Here is a 20,653-nt window from a genome sequence, read left to right as displayed (position 1 = left end):
CCGGCCCGCCCCCTCCACCACTCGCCCCACCCCATCCCGACCGACAGGAGAACCCCGCACGATGAGCACGCAGGCCACCACCACACCGCGCAGCCCGGCCACCGAACGCGCCATCGCGGCCGCCACCAGCGCAACCCCGGTGGCCGTCGGCGTCCTCGCCCCCTTCTGCGACAGCGGCGCCTCCGCCTTCCTGGGGCTCGCCTACGGCGCCGCCACCACCCTCACGTACGCCAACTACACCAACCGCATCTCACCCGCCCTCGCCGCACACCTCCCGGCCACCGACATCCTGTACGCCCACCGCACCACCCTCGGCATCTCCACCCTCACCACCGGCGTGGCCTACGCCCTGGGCACCCTCGGCGGCGCCGCAGTCACCGACGCCCTCATGGCCGGCTGGCTCGACCCCACCAACCCCATCCCGTTCATCGAATCCCTCGCCTGGTGGGGCGCATGCCTCCTGGTCCCCTACAAGCTGCGCCGCATCCTGTGGCCCCGCCGGATCCGCCGAGCCCTCCGCGGCGCCACCGTCCCGCCCAAGCCCCAACTGCCGCCCGACGTCGCCGACATCCACGCCCGATGGGGCCGCTACATCTCCCACCCCGCAACCGGCCTCCACAAAGGCCAGGTCCTCACCGTCACCCACTACCTGGCAGGCGTGCGCTGGCAGGGCACCATCACCGCACAGACACCCGGCCAGCCCGTCAACGTCACCCGCGAGACCGTTTCCGGCGTCTACAGCAAGGACCCCGCCTGGATCCACATCAAGCCCGGCGCCCACGCAGGACAGGCCCACATCACCGTCAACCTGGCCGCACCCGCAGAACTCGACACCTCCACCCTTAAGGGCGCCTGGACCAAGTGGGCCGCCCGCGTCGGCGGCGTCATGGCCGACACGCACCTCGAAGACGTCCGCCCCGACCCCCACACCGGCGGCGAAGTCGCCTACGTCATTGCCGGCGAATCCCTCAACAAGCTCCCCGTGCCCGACCGCGCCGAACTCGCCGGAGCACTCCGCAAAAACACCCTCCTGTGCTCCTACAACCCCGTCAAAGGCGAGCCCCGCAAGGGAGAAATCCGCATCATGAACCACAACCCCCTCCAAGAGGGCGTGCCCTTCCCCGGCACCCACGTCCTGAAAATCTCCGAAGGCGGCTACGTCCAGGTCGGCCGGCACGTCTCCGGCTACCCCGCCCGCATCCAGTTCACCGACCCCGTCCTCGGCGCCAAGCACCTGTTCATCGCGGGCGTCACCGGATCCGGCAAGGGCGGCCTCGTCCAGATCGTCGCCCTCGCCGACCACGTCAACGGCCACGCCATCCTCTACGCCGACCCCAAGGGCTCCTCCAACCCCGACGTCGAGGACATGGCCTGCTACAGCGGCCTCGTCGACGGCGTCATGGGCACCCTCCGCATCGCCTACGCCCTCCTAAACTGGCGCATGGAAGAGTCCTCCCGCCTGCGCATGAAGAACTTCCAGCCCACCCCCGAGCGGCCCTGGGTACGCGTCATCCTCGACGAAGCCCACGTCCCCCTGTCCGAATGGGACGAACACAAGAAGGAAGCCGGCATCATCGTCGAAGCCCTCGCCGCCAAGGCACGCTCCCAGGGCATCATCCTCACCATCGTCAACCAGGCCGTGAACGCCGACAAAGTCGGCGGCTCCACCGCCCTGCGCATGAACGTCATCCAGGGCGGCAGCCTCGTCATGCTGCGCTCCGACTCCGGCCAGCAGCACCTCGTCACCACAGGCTTCGAAGGCGTCGACCCTGGCGACATCCCCGCCGCCTGGGACGTCGACCGCCCCCTCGTCTACGACGAGACCATCCCCCTCCAGGACCCCAAGGCCACCTTCGGGCTCGGCTACACCCTCGGTCCCGGCGGAGCCGCCGAAATGATGCGCACCTTCATCCTCGAGTCCGCCGCCCCCCACATCGACCACGACCGGATCGCCTACCCCGCCGACTGGCCCGACTGGGACAACCGGAACGACATCGCTGCCACCTCGATCCTCGACGACGGTGAAGGAGGCGAAGACGGCGAACTCGGCACCCTGTTCGGCGGCTTCGAACTCACCAAGAAGCCTGAAACCGCCCAGGACAAGATCCTGAAGGTGTTCCAGTCCATGAGCGACCCGCTCGGCCAGGAGACCACCTACATCCATCGGGACGACGTCAGCCGCATGGCCGGCATCGAAGGCTCCACCCTCAACCACAGCCTCGGCGCCCTCACCAAGGCAGGAAAGATTCACCGCCAGCCCAAGGACGACACCGGAAGGGACGTGCGCGGCATGTACGGCATCGGCGCAGGCCCCGCCACCACCACCGACCAGGAAGACGAGGACAACGCCTCATGACCAAGAAAATCACCATCACCGACACCCACGGCACCACCACCGAAACCACCGTCTCCGACGACGACGCCGCACGCCACTACGAGAACCTCCCCTTCGAAACCGACCACATCACCATCGTCACCGTCACCAACGACTAACCCCCCGCCCGCGGCAAGCGGGGGAAGGCGGCTCGGACAAACCCTGAAACATGCGGCAGCATCAACACCAGCAGCCCGGATGCCAGCCAAACCCCAAACGCCGGCACCCGAGCACACCACGGCCCCCTCCGCGCCCCCCGTCGCAGAGGGGGCCGACCCACACCCGGAAGGACCCCATGAGGACCAAGACCCGGAAAGCCCGCATCGCCCTCCTCATCGCCCTGGGCTGCGCAGCACTCGCCATGGTTCCCTTCTGGGGCGATCCGAACACCCCGGTCGCCATCGCCGCATTCACCGCCTGGGCATGCCTGATCATCGCCATGTGCAAGGTCAGGTAACCCGGACCGGTCCACGCCGGATTCGCGCGCGTGAGGCGCAGCAAGCCGGAAGTTACCGGCTGGTTCGAGTGCGACCTGCGGAAACGTGGCACCCGGCGGGCACACTGAGGGGGAGGGGAGGTGATTCCCGTGCCGGGAAACCGAGGAAAGATGCGAAGCCAGGCGCAATGGCGCTTCCTCTTCGCGTCGAAGAAGCCGTTCGCCCGCAAGTGGGCTCGAGCCCGTAAGCGCACGTACGGCAAGAAGACCGACTACCGGACGCTACCCGCGCGCCGCGGCGTTCGACGCCGCTGAACCGCGCAAGCCCCCGCCCACCCACACCGTCAGGCCGCCGCCCCTTGCGCCTGCTTCGGGTCGGGTTCGCCGTCGCCCGGTTCCCCGTCCGCGGAGTCTTCCGGCGCGCCGTCCGCCGGGTCCGTCGATGTCGGATCCTCCGGGGTCTGCACGCCGCTGGTGCCGAACGGGTCGCCGGCCGGGATCGGATTCGCCGCAGCCTTGTCCGCCCGGATCCGCGCGACTTCCTCCGCCACATCCTCGTCGTCCCACTCCGGATGCAGCTGCTTCACCTTCATCCACGTCGAGATCGCCCCAGCGGTCTCGAGGAACGACAACGTCCTGGCCGTGGCCTCGGGGTCCGGCTGCACCGCCTGCGGCCACGACGCGGTCAGCTCGACCGTCGGGTCGATGCCCTTCGCCCCGCAGTGCACCGCATCCACCCACAGCATCGTCGTCAGGACCTCCAGCAAGGCCGGCCGCTGGTACAGGATCTTCAGGCCGCGGGTGGTCAGGGACTGCTTCTCACGCGCCGCGACCTCCGTGGCCGTCACCGCCACGTTGCCCTCGTCCCCGAACGACTGCGCCGAGTACCCGGCACTTGAGAGGATCTGCCCGCGCAGCGCGTTGCAGGTCCGCTCGTGCTCCTCCACCCTGATGGCGAACTGGTTCATGGCGATGGACGTGGCGCCGGAGCCGTCGTCCAGCATGTTCAACTGGACGAACACCTCGCGGTCCACGTCGAACAGGCCGCCCCCGCCCGGGCCCTCCGTCTCGAGCATCGACTGCGGCACCATGATCCGCGCCTTGCCCAGTCGCAGATCCCGCATCCACGACGTCCAGGCCTCATCGAGCGACCCCATCAGCGGTTCGATCCCCGCGAAGTCGGAGCGGCCGAACGGCTTCGCCTCCGGCACGTGATCCCACGCCCGGTTCGGCCCCACATTCGGCATGTACGACACCAGCAGCCGCTCCACACCCGTCGCCTGCCGGCCCATGTCGTCGACCCGGCCGATCAGATACTCCGTATCCGGATGATCGTCGAACGCCATCATCATCCCGAGCTTGTCCGGACCCCCCTTGTACAGGCCGTACTCGATACTCCCCGGCTCATGCCGCTCCAGCAGCCGCCACACCTCCGTCCCCCCGTTGATGGAGTCCAGCTCCCGCCACACCGTCGCCGCCGCCAGCAGACCCCAACGCCACTCCGGCACCACCGCATCCGGCGCCAGGACATCCAGCCACGGCCGCGGCCGCAGCGTCGTATCCCACACCACCCGCACATACACCCCCGACAGCGCCGCCGCCTGCTCCGCGCCCTCCCGCATGCTCGCGTGCCCGCGGTCGTCCAGATACCGCTTGATCTGATCCGTCGTCGCATCAGCGACCGTCACGTCGGAGGTCGAGTCGGTGTCCACCGTCACCGTGGGGATGTCCGCCCACAGCAGGTTCGCGGACAGCTCGGCGATGTCCGCGGCGATCGGCACGTGCAGCTTCGCGTGCGGCTGCCCCGGCGTAATCGGCTCCCCCCAGAACATCCGCGCCAGCCCACCCACGATCCCGCCACGGAACTGCGACGGCTTGTTCAGATCGAAGAACGCCCGCGCCTGCGGATTCTGCGCGTACGAGTTCGGGCCCCCGTACACCTGCGCCAGATGCGCGGTATCCCCGCCGTACCAGGCCCGCCACACCTCCATATCGGCGAACGGATCGTGGAACTGGATCGGAGGCCAGGGCGTGTTCCCGGACGGCGGCAGCGGCATGATGGCGGTTCCTTCCTACGCGGCCATGGCCAGCTGGCGCTGCCACAACGCTCGAGTGGTGTACGTGACGTACCTGGTGGAGTCGATCCCGTGGTCTGCGACCTTGATGGGCTTGTCCTCGCCCTTCTCCGCCGCCTTGTCGTCCCAGGCGTAGCCAGGCATCTCATTGATGAGGCCCTTGCAGGAGGAGTGCACGAGGAGCTTCCCCGCGGACAGCAGGCTGGACATGGTGCGGATACCGTCCAGGACCGCGTTGTTCGCCGGAGTCGGAGTCAGCCTGTCGCGGCGCAGCTGCGCGCTGAACGAGGCCGCAGACGGGTCCACGGTCACGAACTGCGGGCGCACGGCGCCGATCCCGGGAACGTCCGCGAGCCAGTGCCGCAGGCGCTCCGAGTACTCGAGGTCCGTGAGCTGGCGGCGCTGCTGCCGGCCGTCGTAGCGCCACTCCGAGGCGATGTACAGGCGCCGGTCGCGACCAAGGCCCATCAGCGTGGCGTGGAACGGGTTCGTCTGCCCGTAGTCGACGCCCACGCCGATCCACTTAGCGATCTCCGGCAGCGTGTCGGTGATGTGCCGCTCGTCGTCCCACATGTCGAAGACCGCGCCCTCAGCGGCGATCCACTCGCCGAGGACGAAGCGACGGAACCAGAGCCCCACAAATTCAGCTCGAATCGCGGCCACGTACTCGGGGGCCAGGGATGGGTTGTCGTCCAGCGTGTAGTGCCAGTAGCGGATGCCGAGTTCGTCACGGCGGTCGATGAAGTCCCGCTTCAGCCAGTGCGCGGGAGAGCCCGGATTCGTAGAGGCGAAGAGCTTCGCGCCAGGAACGGACATACGCCCCAAAAGTTGCGTCCAGAACTCTTGTGGAACAAGTGTCGCTTCGTCGACAAGAGCCCCAGCGCAGGTCATGCCACGCAAACGCTCCTCGGCCCGGATATCGTTCGCCCCGATGACGCGCACCGACCGGCCCAGAATCGTCGCCGTCGGCGCACCGCGCGTGTAGTGCACGTGCTGCGCCAGCGGTCCGAACAGGTTCGGATCCTGCAACGGGATGAACACGTTGGACGCGGCCGTGTTTGTCGTCTTGGCAACCACCGCCAGTTCGCCGCCCAAAGGGGCACTCGCTACGTAGATCAGCCAACGCAGGAGGGTTGAGATGGTCTTCCCGGCCCGGATGGACCCGGAAGCGATGTTGATTCGTGCCGTGCTGTTGGCGACGAAGTCCATCTGCTTCCGGGACATCCCGAGGTCGGCGACGCTCATCCGGCGAGCCTGTCGAGCATGAGCGTCAGGACGGACCGGCTGCGCTTCTTCGAGTTGCACGGCTTGCAGACCGGGGCCAGGTTGCTCCAGATGTCAGAGCCGCCCTCGGCGATGGGTGTGACGTGGTCGATGGCCACGCTGGCGGCACCGCAGTACACGCAGGGATCACTCTTGATGATCTGCCGGTATGCGGCCGACTCACTGTGATCGGCGTCCGTCATCGTGGCGTTATTCAGTGCGAGACGCGCCTTGCGTTCCACCGCGTAGAAGTTGGGGGTCGGCTTGCAGGCGACGCAGTGCCGAGTACTGGCCCTCCCCGGGAACGTGCCCTGGCAGCCTTCGCAGGTGAACTGCGGGGCGAGGACCCCATGCCGCCGCAGGTAGGCATAGTGATTGGGGCACAGGCCCTTGGCCCGCTCGGGGGTTTCGCATCCGTCGACCGAGCAGACAGGCTGGCGTTCATCGCGGGCGACCTGGTAGTGCCAGCTGCAGAACCCTTTGGCGACGTGCTTCTTGCTGCAGCCCTCGACGCTGCAGGACCTCTTGCCGGGCGGCCGCGTGTCCGCAGGGCGGGTAGTCCTGCTACGGCTCGTAGGCCTGCGCCGGGTGGCAGATTGCTGCGCCCTCCCCTGATGCCAGTGAGACGGGCAGAGCCCCTGGTCTGCCGAAGGTAGTCCGCAACCGTCGACCGTGCAGGGTGGAGTCGGAGGGCGCTTCCGGACCGGCTTGTCGATGCTTCCGTGGGCCAGCCAGCGGCCATAGTGCAGGGTGCACCATCCACGGGCGTAGTGGATCCGTTCGCACCCGGGCGCGCTGCAGGTACGCTTGGTCATGTCGGCACTCCTCGAAAGTGTCGTCCACGCCCCGGGACTGTTAGCGCAGCCGCCGGGGTTCCGTATGGGGTTTGTGCACCCAATTCTACTGGTCAGGACGGGTGTTGGCAGGCGAACGATCACAGCCCACCGTCCTCCGGGCCGTCGTTTTCGTCGCTCTGCTGCACGATTGCCGCGATGCCCTCGGCGAGCTTGCCGAGCATGGACTTGGCGTCGTCAGCGCCGCTGCCGACTTCGGCCGGCACCAGCTTCAGGACTCGGTCGATTGCGATCCCTGCCGTCGACATCAGCGCCCGCTTCTCCGCTGCTGGCGCCTCGTCGAACTCGTGCTCCTCGTATGTGTTGTCCTTGCCGCCGAAGGAGTACACGGTCGTCGGCTCCCACAACTGCTTGCGCAGCTTCTCCGCATCCCCCAGCAGATCCTCAGCCAGCAGCGACTTACGCTCGGCAATGTCCGCCATGCGCGCCTCGGTCGCGGCCTGGATCTTCGTCCGGTCGAAGGTGAGGCCCAGGAACTCGGCCGTACGGGACACCGACACGGGTGGCTGGCCGATCTCGCGGGCGATCCGGTTGCGGCCATAGCCGAGGGAGTGCAGTTCGCGAATCTTGTCGTGGAACTCTTCGGGAAGAGGCCAGGGAGCGGGCATCATGCGGTCCTTCGGGCTTGGGCGGGGATCGTGGCGCGCAGGCCTGCGCGGGCGCGCTGCTGCAGCAGGACGGGCAGCGACGGGCCGGAGGCGCGCCAGGAGGGGTGCCACGGGATCACCGTGCAACGGCAGTGCGGATGCCTTGGGGGCCCGGCGATCGGGGTGAGGAACACCGTGCGCTCGGGGGCGAGAGACAGGCCGCCGGGGAACATGCCGCCCGGCCGGATCGAACGGCCCGCATACGCCGCGCAGGCCGGGCAGGCGCCGGGTTCGGCCACCCACAGCATCCGCACCCCGGGGCCGAGGTAACGGGCCACGACCAGGGCGGCGTTGGCGGCCGCGGAGGTGATGGCGACGGCGACGCCGGCGGTGATGCGGGTGACCGCCCGGCGGGCCCGCGTGAACACCGACTTGAGGCCGCCGAGCCCGTAGGCGGTGAGCGCGGCGGTGGTGAGCAGGGCGAGGGCGTGGGAGTGCTCCTCCTGCACGGCGGCCGGGATCGCTCCGGCGGCCCGGTCGGCGGGGGCTCCGGTCTCCGGGGGGATCGGGGGAGGGGCAACGCCGCGGAGCATTCCGACGATCCTGGAAGCGTGCTGGATACCCAGGGAGGCGGCGGTGAACGCGGCGCGCTGCGCCTCGGCCATTGCGTACGCGCCCTGTCCGTGGAATGCGGCGGCGAGGGCTTTGCGGATGTGCTCGATGAGCGCTGCGAGTTCGGCCGGGTTCGGGATGTGCTGGGTGGCGGTGGTGGCCATGGTCCAGCGGGTGGTGGCGTCGGCCTGCGCGTCGGCGAGGGCCTTGGCGAGGGGGCGGGCCGCGGTGGCGGCGTGGCGGTGCTCGAGGGCGCGCAACTGGGCGGGCTGACGCTGTGCGGTGTCGGCGATGCGTTTGGTGGACTCCACCACACCACCCCCTCTTGATCCGTGAAATCAAAGGCTAGCTTGCGCTTACACCTTTGATTGTGCAGCATAGGGTCTGGGTTTGGGTTAGCATCCATGCCAACGCGCAAGCGGCCAAGGTGCCGCACCCTGCGCGCAGGCAGCCCAAGGAGGCCCCGATGACGACCCCCGCCCAGCCCGGAAGCACACCGACGGACCCCGGCACCCAGCCGGCCACCCCGCCCGCGCCCCAGGCCCCCGCACCGACTCCGCCCGAGCCGGCCGCACCCGCAACACCCCCGGCACCTCCCGCTGAACCCGCTCCGGCCACCGAGCCGCCCGCCGAACCAGGGGCCAAGGCGCCCAAGTTCGAAGGCGACTTCGACCCCGCGCGGTTCGAGAAGCTCGTCGAGAACCTCCGCGGCGACGTCGCAGCCGAGAAGGCCAAGCGCGAAGCCGACGCGAAGGCGCTCAAAGAGCAGGCCGAACAGCAGCAGGCCGACCTGATGAAGAAGGTCGCCGCCGCGTTCGGCCTCGACACCGGCGGGCAGGAGAAGCCGCCCACCCCCGAAGAGCTCACCGCGAAGCTGGCCGAAGAGCAGTCCCGGACCAAGGAGTTCGAGGCCGCCGCCCGCCAGACCCAGGTGGAGCTCGCCGTCTACAAGAGCGCGGGGAAGTACGGCGGCGACCCGGATGCCCTCCTGGACTCCCGGGGCTTCGCCCAGGCCATCGCCAAGCTCGACCCGTCGGCTCCTGACTTCGCTGCCAGCGTGGAGCAGGCCGTAAAGGCGGCGGTGGAGGCGAACCCGAAGCTCGGCCAGGCCAAGCCCGCCGAGCCGAAGCCCGCAGTCCCCGCGGGGGGTGCGCCGATGGACGGGGCCCCGGGTCAGAAGCGGCAGCTGGGTGCCGAGGACGTCAAGCGGATGACACCCGAACAAATCACCAAGGCCGTAGCAGAGGGACGCCTCAACGCGTATCTGGGCAGCGGCCGGTAGGCCACTAGGAGCCTCCGTTGTCGATCAACAACTTCAAGCCGGAGATCTGGTCAGCGCAGCTGCTCATGGCCCTCCGCAACAGCCTCGTCTACGCCCAGCCTCAGCTCGTGAACCGCAACTACGAGGGCGAGATCAGCTCTCACGGTCAGTCGGTGCACATCACGACCATCGGCGACCCGACGATCTTCGACTACGACGCGGGCGACACGATCAACTACGAGGACGTCGAGACCGCGGGTACCGACCTGGTCATCGACCAGGCGAAGGCCTTCGCGTTCAAGATCGACGACGTGGACAAGGCGCAGGCCCTCCTCGACCCGATGCAGCAGATGGCCCAGAACGCCGCCTACGGCCTGCGCGACAAGGCCGACGCCTACGTCGCCAGCCTCTACACCGGCGTCGCCTCCGTCAACGTCATCGGGTCCACCGGCTCCCCGATCGACACCCACACCACCCCCACGAACGCCTACGACAAGGTCCTGGTGCCGCTCCGCACCCGTCTGAACCGGTCGAACGTGCCCAAGGAAGGCCGCTACGTCGTCGCCTCCCCGGAGTTCACCGGCTCCCTCCTCGAGGACTCCCGGTTCGTGAAGGTCAACGAGTCCGGCACCGAGGAAGGCCTCCGCAACGGCATCGTCGGCCGAGCCGCAGGGTTCGACATCCTCGAGTCGAACAACACCCCCGTGCCCAGCGGCGACACCCAGGTCATCCAGGCCGGCTACCCGGGCGCCATCACCTACGCCGACCAGGTCCTCGAGACCGAGGCGCTGCGCCTGCAGTCGACCATCGCCGACGCGATCCGCGGCCTGCACGTGTACGGCGCCAAGCTCCTGCGCCCCACCGGCCTCGCCATCGCGTTCATCGACCCCGCCTAAGCCCCCCAGGGCACTCACCACCAGCTCAGCGTGCGCTGATCCCCTAGGAGGCTCCCCATGGCGCGCACCGCCCTCAGCTACACGTCTTTCACCCCCAACAGCCACACCACCGACGTCGCCGGAACCACCATCGACTCCACCCTCGTCACCAACGGAGTCGTCATCAACGGCGTCGACCCCGAGCACACCGTGCTGCGGGTCACGAACACCGCGACCGGTGCGAAGAACCTCATCGTCCGCACCGGATCCGGCACCCAGTCGTGGATGGCCGGGCAGGGCGACCTCACCGTCTCGGTGGGCGCGAACACGGGCAAGGAGTTCATCGGCCCGTTCACCAGCGCCCGGTTCCAGCAGGACGGCTCCACCCTGTACGTCGACTTCGAGTCCGGGTTCACCGGCACGATCACGGCGTTCAAGATGCCGAAGGCGTGGAACTGACCCATGGCCTCCCGCGAGTACGAGGGGACAGGTGGTCTCCGGCTGACGCTGGATGACCCGCTGTCCCCGGAGATGGCGAAGCAGGTGGCCACGGGCCGCCTCCACCCGGTCGACGGCAAGAGCGTCGACGTGCAGGCCGGGAACAAGGCGCTGGTCGTCGTGGACGGCAAGGACGCCGACACCGTGAACCGGGTCGGCGACCACCGTCGCGCCCCCGGCGAGAAGCCCGGCGAGGACGCGCACCCGGGGGAGTGGGCCACCTACGCGGTCGCTCTCGGCATGAACGCCACCCACGCCTCCACGCTGTCCGCGGCCCAGATTCAGGACTGGGTCGCCGAGCACGAGGCCAAGCTCGGCGAGGGTCAGGAAGCTCCGGTGCCGAACGAGGACGCCGAAGCCGCGGCCACCCCCGCCAGCGAGCTGCCGGACCGTCCCGCGAAGAACGCGGCCGTCGCCGACTGGCGCGCCTACGCCATCGCGCTCGGCATGGACCCCGACCAGGCCAAGGACGCCACCAAGACGGAGTGCCAGGACTACGCGCAGGTTGTCGAAGACGCTCGCGACAGCGCCCAGCCGGCCGGCGACAACGAGGCGGGGGAGTAGCAGACATGGCGTACGCGACGGTCAGCGACCTCGAGGCATGGCTCACCCCCGAGCCTGCCCCGGCGAATGCGTGGAGGCTGCTTGAGCAGGCCTCCGACGCGATCGATGCCGCGCTGATCGGCGCCATGTACAACCCCAACGACCCCCAGGTGCAGGAAGTCCTGCGCAAGGCGTGCGTGCGGCAGGTGCACTGGAAGATGGAACGCGGCGACGAGACCGGCGCGGAGAGCGACATCCAGTCCATGTCCGCCGGGTCCCGGTCCTTCACCCGCCGCACCGTCGGCGAAGGCGCAGGCGCCACACCGAAGATCGGCCCGGAGGCCGCGACGGTGCTGCGTAACTCCGGGCTGCTGACCATGTGGCCTCTGGTGAGCGGCTGATGCCCGGGCCCATCGGACGCCAGTCCGTCACCATCCTTGAGGCCGCCCTCGTCGACGGCGACTACAACACCCAGGTCCGCGACTGGGACCACCCCACCCGGACCGCCATCTCCGGCTGCACCATCGACTACACCTCCAACTCCCGCACCCGGCAGGCCGGCGACCAGACCACCACCCGCGCCCTGCTCCTCATGCCGCCCCGGGCCATGACCATCACCACCGGCATGCGCGTGCAGTGGGACGGACGCACCTGGGAGATCGACGGCGCCCCCGCGCACGCCGAAGGCGCCGGCCCACTGTCCGGGCAGGTCGTCAACCTGCTGGAGGTGAAGGGCGGATGAGCGGCAGCGAGGTCACCGTCGACGTCCAGCTCGATGAGGACGCCATCCACAACTTGCCGCACACGCGGGTGGTGCAGGCCGACTTCGAGGCGCGCATGGACCGGGTGGTGGACGTAGCCAAGGCGACGGCGCCCATCCTCACCGGCCGCTACATGGAGTCCATCCACCGGGTGGAGGAGCCGGGCCCGGACGGCGAGGTCTACGTCGAGGCCTCCGTCGATTACGCGTACTACGTCGAGCACGGCACCCGGCAGGTCGACCGCAACGGCCACTCCATCCACCGCCCCCACTACACGCTTTCCCACGCCCTCGATGCCGCGGGTGGCGATCACTGATGAAGGAGCACCGCCATGGCTGACCCCTCCGCGCTGGTCAAGATGAAGCTGGTCTTCTGGCACAAGGACAAGAAGCCCGGAGACATCGTCGAGGTACGCCGCGAGGACGTGCGCTCCTGGTACGGGTTCGCCGAGCTCGTCGACGACGTCGAGCCCGCGAAGGCCGACGAGAGCGCCGACACCGGCGCGCAGAAGACCCCCGACAAGGCCGACGACGCCGCGCCCGCACCGGCGAAGACGGCAGCGGCCAAGACCAGCGGCGCCAAGGCGTAGCCCGTGTCGACGCCGGTAGCGCTCCCCGACGGCAAGCAGGTCGGCATCGACCTCCTGCAGGCCGCCCTTGACACGTCCGCCTACGTCGTGGGCGAACTCCCCGAGGGCGAGGAGTTCAACCGGCTGCTCGCCGACCGCGGCGCCATCGTCCGCCTCCTGCGTATCGGCGGCACCGCCGCCCTGCGCGGCTGGGCCGACAGCAGCGCGATCGACCAGCCCCGCTTCTCGATCGACTGCTACGCCCCCGCCAAACCGCAACTGGGTGCGGCGATGCGGATGGCGCTGCGGGTGCGCGGCGAGTGGGAGCTGCTGCCCGGCCAGGCCACCGCCGACGGCATCGTCACCGGCACCAGCGAGGAGACCGGCCCGCAAGACCGCCCGGAAGAGCCCAACACGGGCGTGCGCCGGGTCGGCATGACCCTGGGGATGAGCGTTCGCCCACCCCGAACGACAAGCTAGGAGGCCCGTCGTGGGCAACGCAGACAACATCAAGATCGGCGTAAAGGGCAAGGCGTACGTGGCCCCCGTCGGCACCACCTTCCCCACCGGCCCGACCATCGCCTGGGGCATGGGCTGGGTCGACCTCGGCTACATGCACCCCGACGGCCTCGAGGAGGCCCTGGGCGAGGACCGCACGGAGATCCAGGCGTGGGGTGAGGAGGCCCCGGTCAAGACCCGCGTGAAGTCCCGCGACGGCTCCTTCAAGATCACATTCCTGGAGACCACCGCTGCCCTCCTGCAGCTGTACTACGCCGTCGAGGCCGCCGACATGACCTCCGTCTCCGCCGCAGTCGGCCCGCCGGCCGTCCCCCAGTACCTGTCCTTCGGCACCGGGCAGGCCTCCCCGGGCATCGAGCGCGCCCTGGGCATCGACATCATCGAGGGTGACGAGATCGAACGCATCATGATCGCCCGCGTGGACGTGTCCGACCGCGGCAACCGCAAGCGCTCCGCCGACGACGCCAGCTCCTTCGAGCTGACGTTCAAGCCGCTCGCCGCCCCCTCCGGCGGCCAGGCCGTCCAGCGGTTCATCACCAACGTCTCCCTCACCTAACCCCCAAGCCGGTGGCCCGCGCGCGCTCACATCCCTGGGCGGGGGCGGCGCTTGCGGGCCACCACTGAACGCCCCCGCCCCAGCCCCTGCCCAAGAAGAGGAATCCCCGCCGTGTCCAAGCCCAACCGCAAGGTCATCCGCCTCCAGCAGATGCGCGCCCAGCAGACCCAGGCCGCTGGCCTGAAGTACGTCGACGTCGTCTTCACCAACGAGGACGGCGCCGATGAGATCTGCTCCCTGCTCACTCAGGACTACTGGCCTGTCGAGATCGTCGAAGAGGCACAGAAAGCCGAAGGCGACGCCAACATCGCCGTCCTGCGGCAGATCGCCGAACCCCCGCAGGCCTTCGACCGGCTCGTCAGGGTCGCCAAGCTCACCATCGGTGAACTCAAGGCGCTCATCGAGGAGATGGACGGCGAGGCGGGCACCGACCAGGGGGAAGGCTCTGGCTCCTCCAGCTCCTCCGAGAGCACGCCGGAGCCGTCCGAGCCGACCTCCAGCGCTACTACCCCGGCCGCCGCCTAGAAGAGTTCTGGGCCCTGTCCTGGGGGGAGGGAACGATGACCTGGTCCGAACTGCGGGACCTCGTCAACGCCTTGCCCGAGGACTCCGCCACCAAGGCAGCCGCAGCCGGCGACACGGACGGCTACCGGTGGTCGCAGCAGACCTACCTGTCCGCGACCACCGTGAACCTCCTTCAGCTGATCGCGCAAACCCTGTGGAAGGCCCACCTCAAGGGTGATCCACCGGCCATGACAGCGGTGGAGCCGCCCAAGCTCGCCGCCGACGAGCAGCGCGAAGCGCTCACCGAGGCCCGCAACGCCCGCAACCGGGCCGTCCTTGAGCGCCTCGCCCCGCAACAGGTCCCGGTGGACACGGCGAAGCAGCAGGCGGAGATCGACCAGTGGATGGCCAGGATCCGCGAACTCGAGGCGGCCAGACCACACCAGCACCAGATGCAGGACTAGGGAGGGAGGGCAGCAGTGTCGGATGCCACGCTGGTCGGCTCCACCCGGGTATCCCTGATCCCGGACATGTCGCAGTTCGGCGACCGGCTCCGGATCGAGCTGCCCTCCGCCATCCGCGAACCCGCCAAGGCGGCAGGCGGCCTGGCCGGGGACGCGATCCGCAACGCCATCAGTAAGAAGCTGGCCAAGCCGATCGGCGTGAAGGTCAAGGCCGCCCTGGACGACCAGGCGGCCCGCACCGGCCTGCAGCGGCTCACCCAGGATCGCACCATCAAGGTGGTCGCCGAACTCGACGACAAGGCCGCCAAGCTCGGCCTGGACCGGCTCACCGCCGACCGCAAGGTCACCATTCGGGCGGAGCTCGACGACAGCGCAGCCAAGGGGAAGCTGTCCGCCCTGTCCGGGCAGCACACCGTCGACATCCTCCCGAAGATCAAGGACGCGGCGTACCAGCAGGCGAAGAAGCAACTGGACCGGCTCACCGCGGACCGCGTCGTCAACATCCGCGCGAGCGTGGACACACGGGTCGCCGCCAACGAGATCCAGAACCTGATCCGGCGCCGCGTCGTCCGCATCGGCGCCGACGTCGACACCCGCGTCGCCGCAGACTCCCTGGCCAACCTCACCCGCCGACGCACCATGACTATTCAGGCCCGCGCCGACACCACGGCTGCCGATGTGACCCTGCGCCACGCCACCCGCGACCGCACCGTCACCATCAGGGCCAACACACGCGGACTCGGGTCACTGACCAGAGACCTGACGGGGATCGGCGGAGGAAGCGGCAATAGCGCAGGCGGTGTCGGCCTGCTGTCCTCCCGCCTCGCAAAGCTCGTCGCACTCGCGGTGGGCGCATTCCCGTCTATCGCCTCCCTCGGCCAGGCCCTCGCGCAGATGGGCCCCCTCGCCGCGACCGCCGCGCCTGCCGTCGCCCTGCTGGGCACGGCGTTCGCCGCCATCAAGGTCGGAACATCCGGCGTTTCCGACGCCATCAAGGCCGCCTTCAAACCAGCCGCTTCCGAAGCCACCAAGGCGGCCTCGGCGACACGGCAGGTGGAAAACGCCCAGCGCTCCCTCGCCAAAGCGCAGCAGGCCCTCAAGGACACCCAGGTCCAGGCCGCGCAGCAGGTGAAGCAGGCCCAGCAGCAGGTTGCCGCCTCTGAGCGCGACTTGACCGCCGCGCAGCGCGACGCCCGCCAGGCGCAACTGGATCTGACCGCGGCCCGCCGCCAGGCCGTCCGCGACCTGCAGGACATGAACAACAGCCTCACGGACTCCCGGCTGTCCGAACAGGCCGCCACGCTCGCCGTGCAGCAGGCCGAGGAGGACCTCGCCCGGGTCCGCTCCAACCCCACATCAACTCAGTTGCAGATCCAGCAGGCCGAACTCGCCAAGGAACAGGCCGTCCAGGCACTGTCCGAGCAGCAGCTCGCCACCCAGCGCCTCACCAAGGACACCGCCGCAGCGAACAAGGCCGGCATCGAGGGATCCAAGGCGGTGGTGCAGGCCAAGCAGCAGGTCGCCTCAGCGGACCAGCAGGTCACCGACCGGCAGCAGGCCCTCGCGCAGGCGCAGGCCGACGTCATCAAAGCGCAGCTGCAGGGTCAGCGGCAGATCCGCGACGCGCAGCAGAACGTCGCCGACGCCGTCCGCCGGGTCGCCGAAGCCCAGCAGTCCGCCGCCGCACAGACCAGCAAACTGGACACCGCGCTGGCGAAGCTGTCCCTGAACGCGCGCGCCTTTGTCGGCGACCTCCAGGCCATGGCCCCGGCCTGGAGGAACATGAAACTCGACGTCCAGGACCGCCTGTTCGCCGGCATCGGCAGCCGCCTCCAGCAGGTCGGCTCCCAGATCCTGCCCACCGTGCGCACCGGTCTGGTCGGCACGGCGGGCGAGCTGAACCTGGTCGGCAAGAACGCCCTGACCGCGGTGGCGAACCTGCAGAGGACCGGCATCCTCAAGAAGATCTTCGATGGGGTGCAGACCTCGGTCCGCAACCTGGCCCGGGTGCCCGGGCAGCTCATCACCGCCTTCGGGCAGCTGACAATCGCGGCGCAGCCCGCGTTCGACCGGATCACCGCCGGGACGGCCGGGCTCGTCGACAAGGTGATGGGCAAACTCGCCAAGGCCCTCAAGTCCGGCGGCCTCGAGGACGCCATCAACACGGCCCTGGATGTGGCCGTCCAGTTCGGGAAGGTCCTGGGGAACATCGGCGGCATCTTCTCCGGGATCTTCAAGGCCGCCAGCGCGGCCGGCGGGGACTTCTTCGGGACGATCGGCGCCGCCCTCGCCGAGATCCGCCGCGTCATCGAACTGCCCGAGGTGCAGAAGGCGCTCACACAGATCTTCACCGCGATCAACGCGATCTCGAAGCTCGTCGCCGGAGCGCTCGGGCAGGCCATCGAGGCGGTGCTGCCGGTGCTGGCCGCGCTGTCCCCGGCGGTCACCCAGGTCGCCCAACTGTTGGGGCCGGTCGTCGGGCAGGTCATCAAGGCGCTGGGGAAGGCGCTGATGCCGGTCGCGCAGGCCCTGGGCCCGGTCCTGGTGCAGGCCGCGAAGGCGGTTGCCGCGCTGGTGGTGGCGATCGCGCCGCTGCTGCCGCCGCTGGGCGAGCTGATCGGTGCGCTGCTGCCGGCGATCACCCCGATCCTGTCCACCCTGACCACGGTGTTCACGGCGCTGGCCCCGGTCATCGCGCAGATAGCGAAGATGCTCGGCCCGGTCCTGCTGCCCATTATCAAGGGCCTGGCGGACATCATCGCCCAGCTCGCCAAGCAGTACGCCAAGGCATTCCTCGACATCCTGACGGCGCTCCTGCCAGTGATCCCGCAGCTGATTCCTTTCGTGACGCAGCTGGCGACGTCGATCGGGCAGATCCTGAGCGCGCTCGCCCCGCTACTGCCGCAACTGCTGCTGCTGTCGGTGCAGTTCGTCACCCAGCTCCTTCCGGCGATCATTCCGCTGATCGGGCCGCTGACCCAGCTGACCCTGCTGATGCTCCGGCTCGCGACCCTGGTCATCCTCAAGATCGTCATCCCCGCCCTGGCCAGCCTGGTGACATTCATGGAGGGCCTGCGCAAGGCGCTCAAGCCGGGCATCGACGCGGTGAAGTGGCTAACAAAGGGGATCGCCGACGCCTTCTCCTGGCTGTACGACTTCCTCCTTGGCCATTCGGTCATCCCGGACATCGTCCGCGGCACCACCAAGTGGTTCACGGACATGTGGCACGGCTCAACCCGCATCTTCGGCAACCTCAAGAGCGACGCCATGAAGGTGTGGAAGAGCTTCCTGGGCAATGTGCGCTCGACCGCATCGGATACCTGGGGGAAAGTCCAATCCGGCTGGGGGACCTTCGCCGACTCCCTCACCGAATCATTCAAGATCACCGTCAAGAGTCTGGGGAAGATCTGGGGCGGCATCCGCGACTACGTGAAGGGCCCCGTCAGGTTCTGGATCGACGTCGTCTACAACCAGGGCATCACCAAAGTCTGGAACGCCACCGCGGGGAAGATCCCCGGCGTTCCCAGCCTGCCGCACATCAGCCTCCCGAAGGGCTTCGCCCGCGGCGGCATCAACGGCCGGGCCCGCGGCGGGATCCTGCCCGGCTGGTCCACGTGGCGTGACGGCGACGACCAACTCGTACCCATGCGGCGCGGCGAAGGCGTGTACGTCTCCGAGGTCATGCGCGACCCCTACGAGCGGCAGCGCCTGTACGCGCTGAACGCGGCGGCGATGCGCGGCCAGCACCCGGCCGTCGCCCGCGCCCAGTACGGCTTCGCCGGCGGCGGCATCCTCGGCGGCATCGGCTCCGCGATCGGCAGCGTCGGATCGTCCATCGCCGACGGCGTGGGCAGCGTCCTGAAGAAGGGCTCCGACGCCGTGCGCGGCGGCCTCGCCGACGTCGCCTCCGCCGCCTTCAAACCGATCAAGAAGGGCATCAGTAAGGCCCTCGGCGCCAACACGAGCACCTACCCTGGCATGATCGGGGCGGCGCCGCTGATGCTCATCGACCGGGCCATCGACTACATCCGCGGCGTCGACGTCCCCGACGCCTCCGGCCAGTGGATCAAGCCTGTCAATGTGAAGTTCGGGACGCCGTTCGGGGTGAGAGGGCCGCGCTGGTCTTCCGGTCGGCACACGGGGCTCGACTTCCCTGCTCCCGTCGGGAAGAAGGTCGTCGCCGTCGACAACGGCACCGTCAAGTCGGTCACCGACGGCGGCTCGTACGGCAAGCACGTCCTCATCAACCACGGCGGCGGCCTCGCCTCCCTGTACGCGCACATGTCCGCGATCGCCGCCAAGGCCGGCGCCGGCATCAAGCAAGGCGCGCGGGTCGGCGCGGTCGGCGCGACCGGCAACGTCACCGGCCCTCACCTCCACCTCGAGGCCCGCGTCAACGGCAAGCCCGTCGACCCCATGCCGTATCTCACCGGCGGCGGGGGAGGAGACGGCGGGCACGGCGTCGCCCGCTGGCGGGGCGTCGTCCAGCAGGCCCTCGGCCAGGTCCACCAGTCCCTCTCCCTGGTCAACACGACGCTGCGCCGCATGAACCAGGAATCCGGAGGCAACCCCAGGGCCGTCAACCTGTGGGACTCCAACGCCCGCGCCGGGCACCCGTCGGTCGGCCTCATGCAGGTCATCGAGGGGACCTTCCGCTCGTACGCCGGGAAGTACCGCAGCAAGGGCCCGTTCATGTACGGCGTCAGCGTGGACCCGCTGGCCAACATCTACGCCTCCATGCGGTACGCACTCGCCCGCTACGGCTCCCTGGCGGCGGCCTACAACCGGCCCGGCGGATACGCCCGCGGCGGCATCCTCGGCGGCGGCATCCGCATCGGCCGCGGCCTGGACCGCGGCTACGCGGGCGGCGGCATCATCAAGGTCGGCGGCAAGCGCATCGACACCGGCCCGATCGCGGCCGCGGTCGGCGGCGACTTCCTCAAGCAGCTCCAGGGCACCGCCGCCGCGATCAGCGTCGCCATGACGCAGGTCGCCACCGCCATCAAGAACGCGTTCAAGGGCGTCAAGACCGACCTCGACAACCGGCTCCTGGCCCAGATCAAGACGTCGAACGCGAAGCTGACCGCGCTGGCCAAGCAGCGCGACGACATCGCCTCAAAGATCACCGCAGCGAACACGCTCGCCGCGGACTCCACCAGCCAGGCCATCGGCTTCGCCCAGCTCACGAGCCTGCCCAACGGCGGCAACACCTTCGACGCGGGCGGCATCCTCTCCGGCCTCACCGTCCGGTTGGGCCAGATCAAAGCCTTCGGCGCGAACCTCAAGATCCTCGCCAAGCGGGGCCTGTCCAAGACCCTCCTCCAGCAGATCATCGCCGCCGGCCCGGACCAGGGCGCCGCCTACGCCAAGGCACTCGTCGACGCCACCCCCGCCGAGTTGAAGAGCATCAACGCCGTCCAGGCGCAGATCGCCACCGCGTCCACGCAGTACGGCAAGGACGCCGCCGACGCCATGTATGACGCCGGCGCCCAGTCCGGCAAGGGCTACCTGGCCGGGCTGAAGGCGCAGGAGAGCGCCATCACCAAGGCGCTGGTGGCCCTGGCGAAGAAGATCCAGAAGACGCTGAAGGTAGAGCTGAAGATCAGCAGCCCGTCTCGGATCACCCGCGCCCTGGGCAGGTTCACCGGCCTCGGTTTCGCCTACGGCTTCCGTGACGCCATCCCGGAAACCGCGGCCGCCGCCGCGCGCCTGGCCGCCACAGTCCGCACCTCCGCGGCCGCCGCTGCATCCCGCGTGGAGAACAACACCACGTCCACCGCGTACGGCGACCGCATCCTCAACTACAACGCGGCCGTGCGTGAGGTCGCCTCCCGCCAGTCCATCCACGACGCGCTCGCCCTCGAGGACGCGCTGCACCGGCCCGTCATAGTGGGAGGCTGACC

The 20,653-nt window shown here is 69.2% G+C and carries 21 protein-coding genes; 16 read left to right on the top strand and 5 right to left on the bottom strand.

The window, feature by feature from the left end; genetic code table 11:
• Nucleotides 1–61 precede the first annotated feature (61 nt).
• The 3 genes from ACWC1K_RS45725 (at nucleotide 62) to ACWC1K_RS45715 (ending at nucleotide 2,831) form a co-directional block, all read left to right on the top strand.
• The gene (locus ACWC1K_RS45725) at nucleotides 62–2,356 is read left to right on the top strand and encodes a type IV secretory system conjugative DNA transfer family protein (RefSeq protein ID WP_450839593.1); all 2,295 of its coding nucleotides are present in this window, start codon (nucleotides 62–64) and stop codon (nucleotides 2,354–2,356) included.
• The gene (locus ACWC1K_RS45720) at nucleotides 2,353–2,493 is read left to right on the top strand and encodes a hypothetical protein (protein WP_450839591.1); all 141 of its coding nucleotides are present in this window, start codon (nucleotides 2,353–2,355) and stop codon (nucleotides 2,491–2,493) included. The genes ACWC1K_RS45725 and ACWC1K_RS45720 overlap by 4 nt, the downstream gene beginning before the upstream one ends.
• A 176-nt stretch (nucleotides 2,494–2,669) precedes the next feature.
• Entirely contained in the window at nucleotides 2,670–2,831 is a 162-nt protein-coding gene (locus tag ACWC1K_RS45715; RefSeq protein WP_450839589.1) for a hypothetical protein, read from the top strand.
• 323 nt (nucleotides 2,832–3,154) lie between these two features.
• Here the strand turns inward: ACWC1K_RS45715 and ACWC1K_RS45710 are convergent, their stop codons facing one another.
• The 5 genes from ACWC1K_RS45710 to ACWC1K_RS45690 all read right to left on the bottom strand — a co-directional run bounded on the left by ACWC1K_RS45710 (nucleotide 3,155) and on the right by ACWC1K_RS45690 (nucleotide 8,512).
• Complete coding sequence (locus ACWC1K_RS45710; protein WP_450839587.1) at nucleotides 3,155–4,867, bottom strand: hypothetical protein; 1,713 nt, start codon at nucleotides 4,865–4,867, stop codon at nucleotides 3,155–3,157.
• Nucleotides 4,868–4,882: 15 nt separating this feature from the next.
• On the bottom strand, nucleotides 4,883–6,130 hold the full coding sequence (locus ACWC1K_RS45705) for a PBSX family phage terminase large subunit (protein WP_450839585.1): 1,248 nt from the start codon (nucleotides 6,128–6,130) through the stop codon (nucleotides 4,883–4,885).
• Nucleotides 6,127–6,351, bottom strand: coding sequence for an HNH endonuclease (locus ACWC1K_RS45700; protein ID WP_450839583.1), 225 nt, complete (start codon nucleotides 6,349–6,351; stop codon nucleotides 6,127–6,129). Before ACWC1K_RS45700 ends, ACWC1K_RS45705 begins: the two co-directional genes overlap by 4 nt.
• Nucleotides 6,352–7,082: 731 nt before the next feature.
• Nucleotides 7,083–7,610 carry a hypothetical protein gene (locus tag ACWC1K_RS45695; protein WP_450839581.1) on the bottom strand — a complete coding sequence of 176 codons (528 nt, stop codon included), beginning with the start codon at nucleotides 7,608–7,610 and terminating at the stop codon, nucleotides 7,083–7,085.
• Nucleotides 7,610–8,512, bottom strand: a complete 903-nt coding sequence (locus ACWC1K_RS45690) for a hypothetical protein (protein WP_450839579.1) — start codon at nucleotides 8,510–8,512, stop codon at nucleotides 7,610–7,612. The genes ACWC1K_RS45695 and ACWC1K_RS45690 overlap by 1 nt, the downstream gene beginning before the upstream one ends.
• 155 nt (nucleotides 8,513–8,667) lie before the next feature.
• Here ACWC1K_RS45690 and ACWC1K_RS45685 point away from each other — a divergent pair, with 155 nt between their 5' ends.
• From ACWC1K_RS45685 to ACWC1K_RS45625, 13 genes are all read left to right on the top strand, one after another.
• A complete protein-coding gene (locus tag ACWC1K_RS45685; RefSeq protein WP_450839578.1) occupies nucleotides 8,668–9,483 on the top strand; it encodes a hypothetical protein in 816 nt (271 codons plus the stop codon).
• A gap of 17 nt (nucleotides 9,484–9,500) precedes the next feature.
• Nucleotides 9,501–10,358, top strand: coding sequence for a P22 phage major capsid protein family protein (locus tag ACWC1K_RS45680; RefSeq protein WP_450839576.1), 858 nt, complete (start codon nucleotides 9,501–9,503; stop codon nucleotides 10,356–10,358).
• A 57-nt stretch (nucleotides 10,359–10,415) separates the two neighbouring features.
• The gene (locus ACWC1K_RS45675) at nucleotides 10,416–10,796 is read left to right on the top strand and encodes a hypothetical protein (RefSeq protein ID WP_450839574.1); all 381 of its coding nucleotides are present in this window, start codon (nucleotides 10,416–10,418) and stop codon (nucleotides 10,794–10,796) included.
• Between the two features lie 3 nt (nucleotides 10,797–10,799).
• Nucleotides 10,800–11,399 carry a hypothetical protein gene (locus ACWC1K_RS45670; protein WP_450839572.1) on the top strand — a complete coding sequence of 200 codons (600 nt, stop codon included), beginning with the start codon at nucleotides 10,800–10,802 and terminating at the stop codon, nucleotides 11,397–11,399.
• Nucleotides 11,400–11,404: 5 nt separating this feature from the next.
• Nucleotides 11,405–11,779 carry a hypothetical protein gene (locus ACWC1K_RS45665; RefSeq protein WP_450839570.1) on the top strand — a complete coding sequence of 125 codons (375 nt, stop codon included), beginning with the start codon at nucleotides 11,405–11,407 and terminating at the stop codon, nucleotides 11,777–11,779.
• Nucleotides 11,779–12,120 (top strand): hypothetical protein, encoded by a 342-nt coding sequence (locus ACWC1K_RS45660; protein WP_450839569.1) that lies wholly within the window; start codon nucleotides 11,779–11,781, stop codon nucleotides 12,118–12,120. The genes ACWC1K_RS45665 and ACWC1K_RS45660 overlap by 1 nt, the downstream gene beginning before the upstream one ends.
• On the top strand, nucleotides 12,117–12,455 hold the full coding sequence (locus tag ACWC1K_RS45655; RefSeq protein ID WP_450839567.1) for an HK97 gp10 family phage protein: 339 nt from the start codon (nucleotides 12,117–12,119) through the stop codon (nucleotides 12,453–12,455). The genes ACWC1K_RS45660 and ACWC1K_RS45655 overlap by 4 nt, the downstream gene beginning before the upstream one ends.
• A 15-nt stretch (nucleotides 12,456–12,470) precedes the next feature.
• Nucleotides 12,471–12,728: a hypothetical protein gene (locus ACWC1K_RS45650; RefSeq protein WP_450839566.1), complete on the top strand. Its 258-nt coding sequence runs from the start codon at nucleotides 12,471–12,473 to the stop codon at nucleotides 12,726–12,728.
• 3 nt (nucleotides 12,729–12,731) lie between these two features.
• Nucleotides 12,732–13,187, top strand: coding sequence for a hypothetical protein (locus ACWC1K_RS45645; protein WP_450839564.1), 456 nt, complete (start codon nucleotides 12,732–12,734; stop codon nucleotides 13,185–13,187).
• A gap of 10 nt (nucleotides 13,188–13,197) precedes the next feature.
• Nucleotides 13,198–13,782: a phage tail tube protein gene (locus tag ACWC1K_RS45640; protein ID WP_450839562.1), complete on the top strand. Its 585-nt coding sequence runs from the start codon at nucleotides 13,198–13,200 to the stop codon at nucleotides 13,780–13,782.
• 111 nt (nucleotides 13,783–13,893) lie between these two features.
• A complete protein-coding gene (locus tag ACWC1K_RS45635; protein ID WP_450839560.1) occupies nucleotides 13,894–14,307 on the top strand; it encodes a hypothetical protein in 414 nt (137 codons plus the stop codon).
• A gap of 35 nt (nucleotides 14,308–14,342) precedes the next feature.
• Nucleotides 14,343–14,750 carry a hypothetical protein gene (locus ACWC1K_RS45630; RefSeq protein ID WP_450839559.1) on the top strand — a complete coding sequence of 136 codons (408 nt, stop codon included), beginning with the start codon at nucleotides 14,343–14,345 and terminating at the stop codon, nucleotides 14,748–14,750.
• 15 nt (nucleotides 14,751–14,765) lie between these two features.
• Entirely contained in the window at nucleotides 14,766–20,651 is a 5,886-nt protein-coding gene (locus ACWC1K_RS45625; RefSeq protein WP_450839557.1) for a peptidoglycan DD-metalloendopeptidase family protein, read from the top strand.
• Nucleotides 20,652–20,653 lie beyond the last annotated feature (2 nt).

The organism is Streptomyces sp. NPDC001492 (assembly GCF_053597275.1).
Note: the sequence above shows the minus strand (reverse complement) of the source record. Positions and strands in the feature narration are given on the sequence as shown.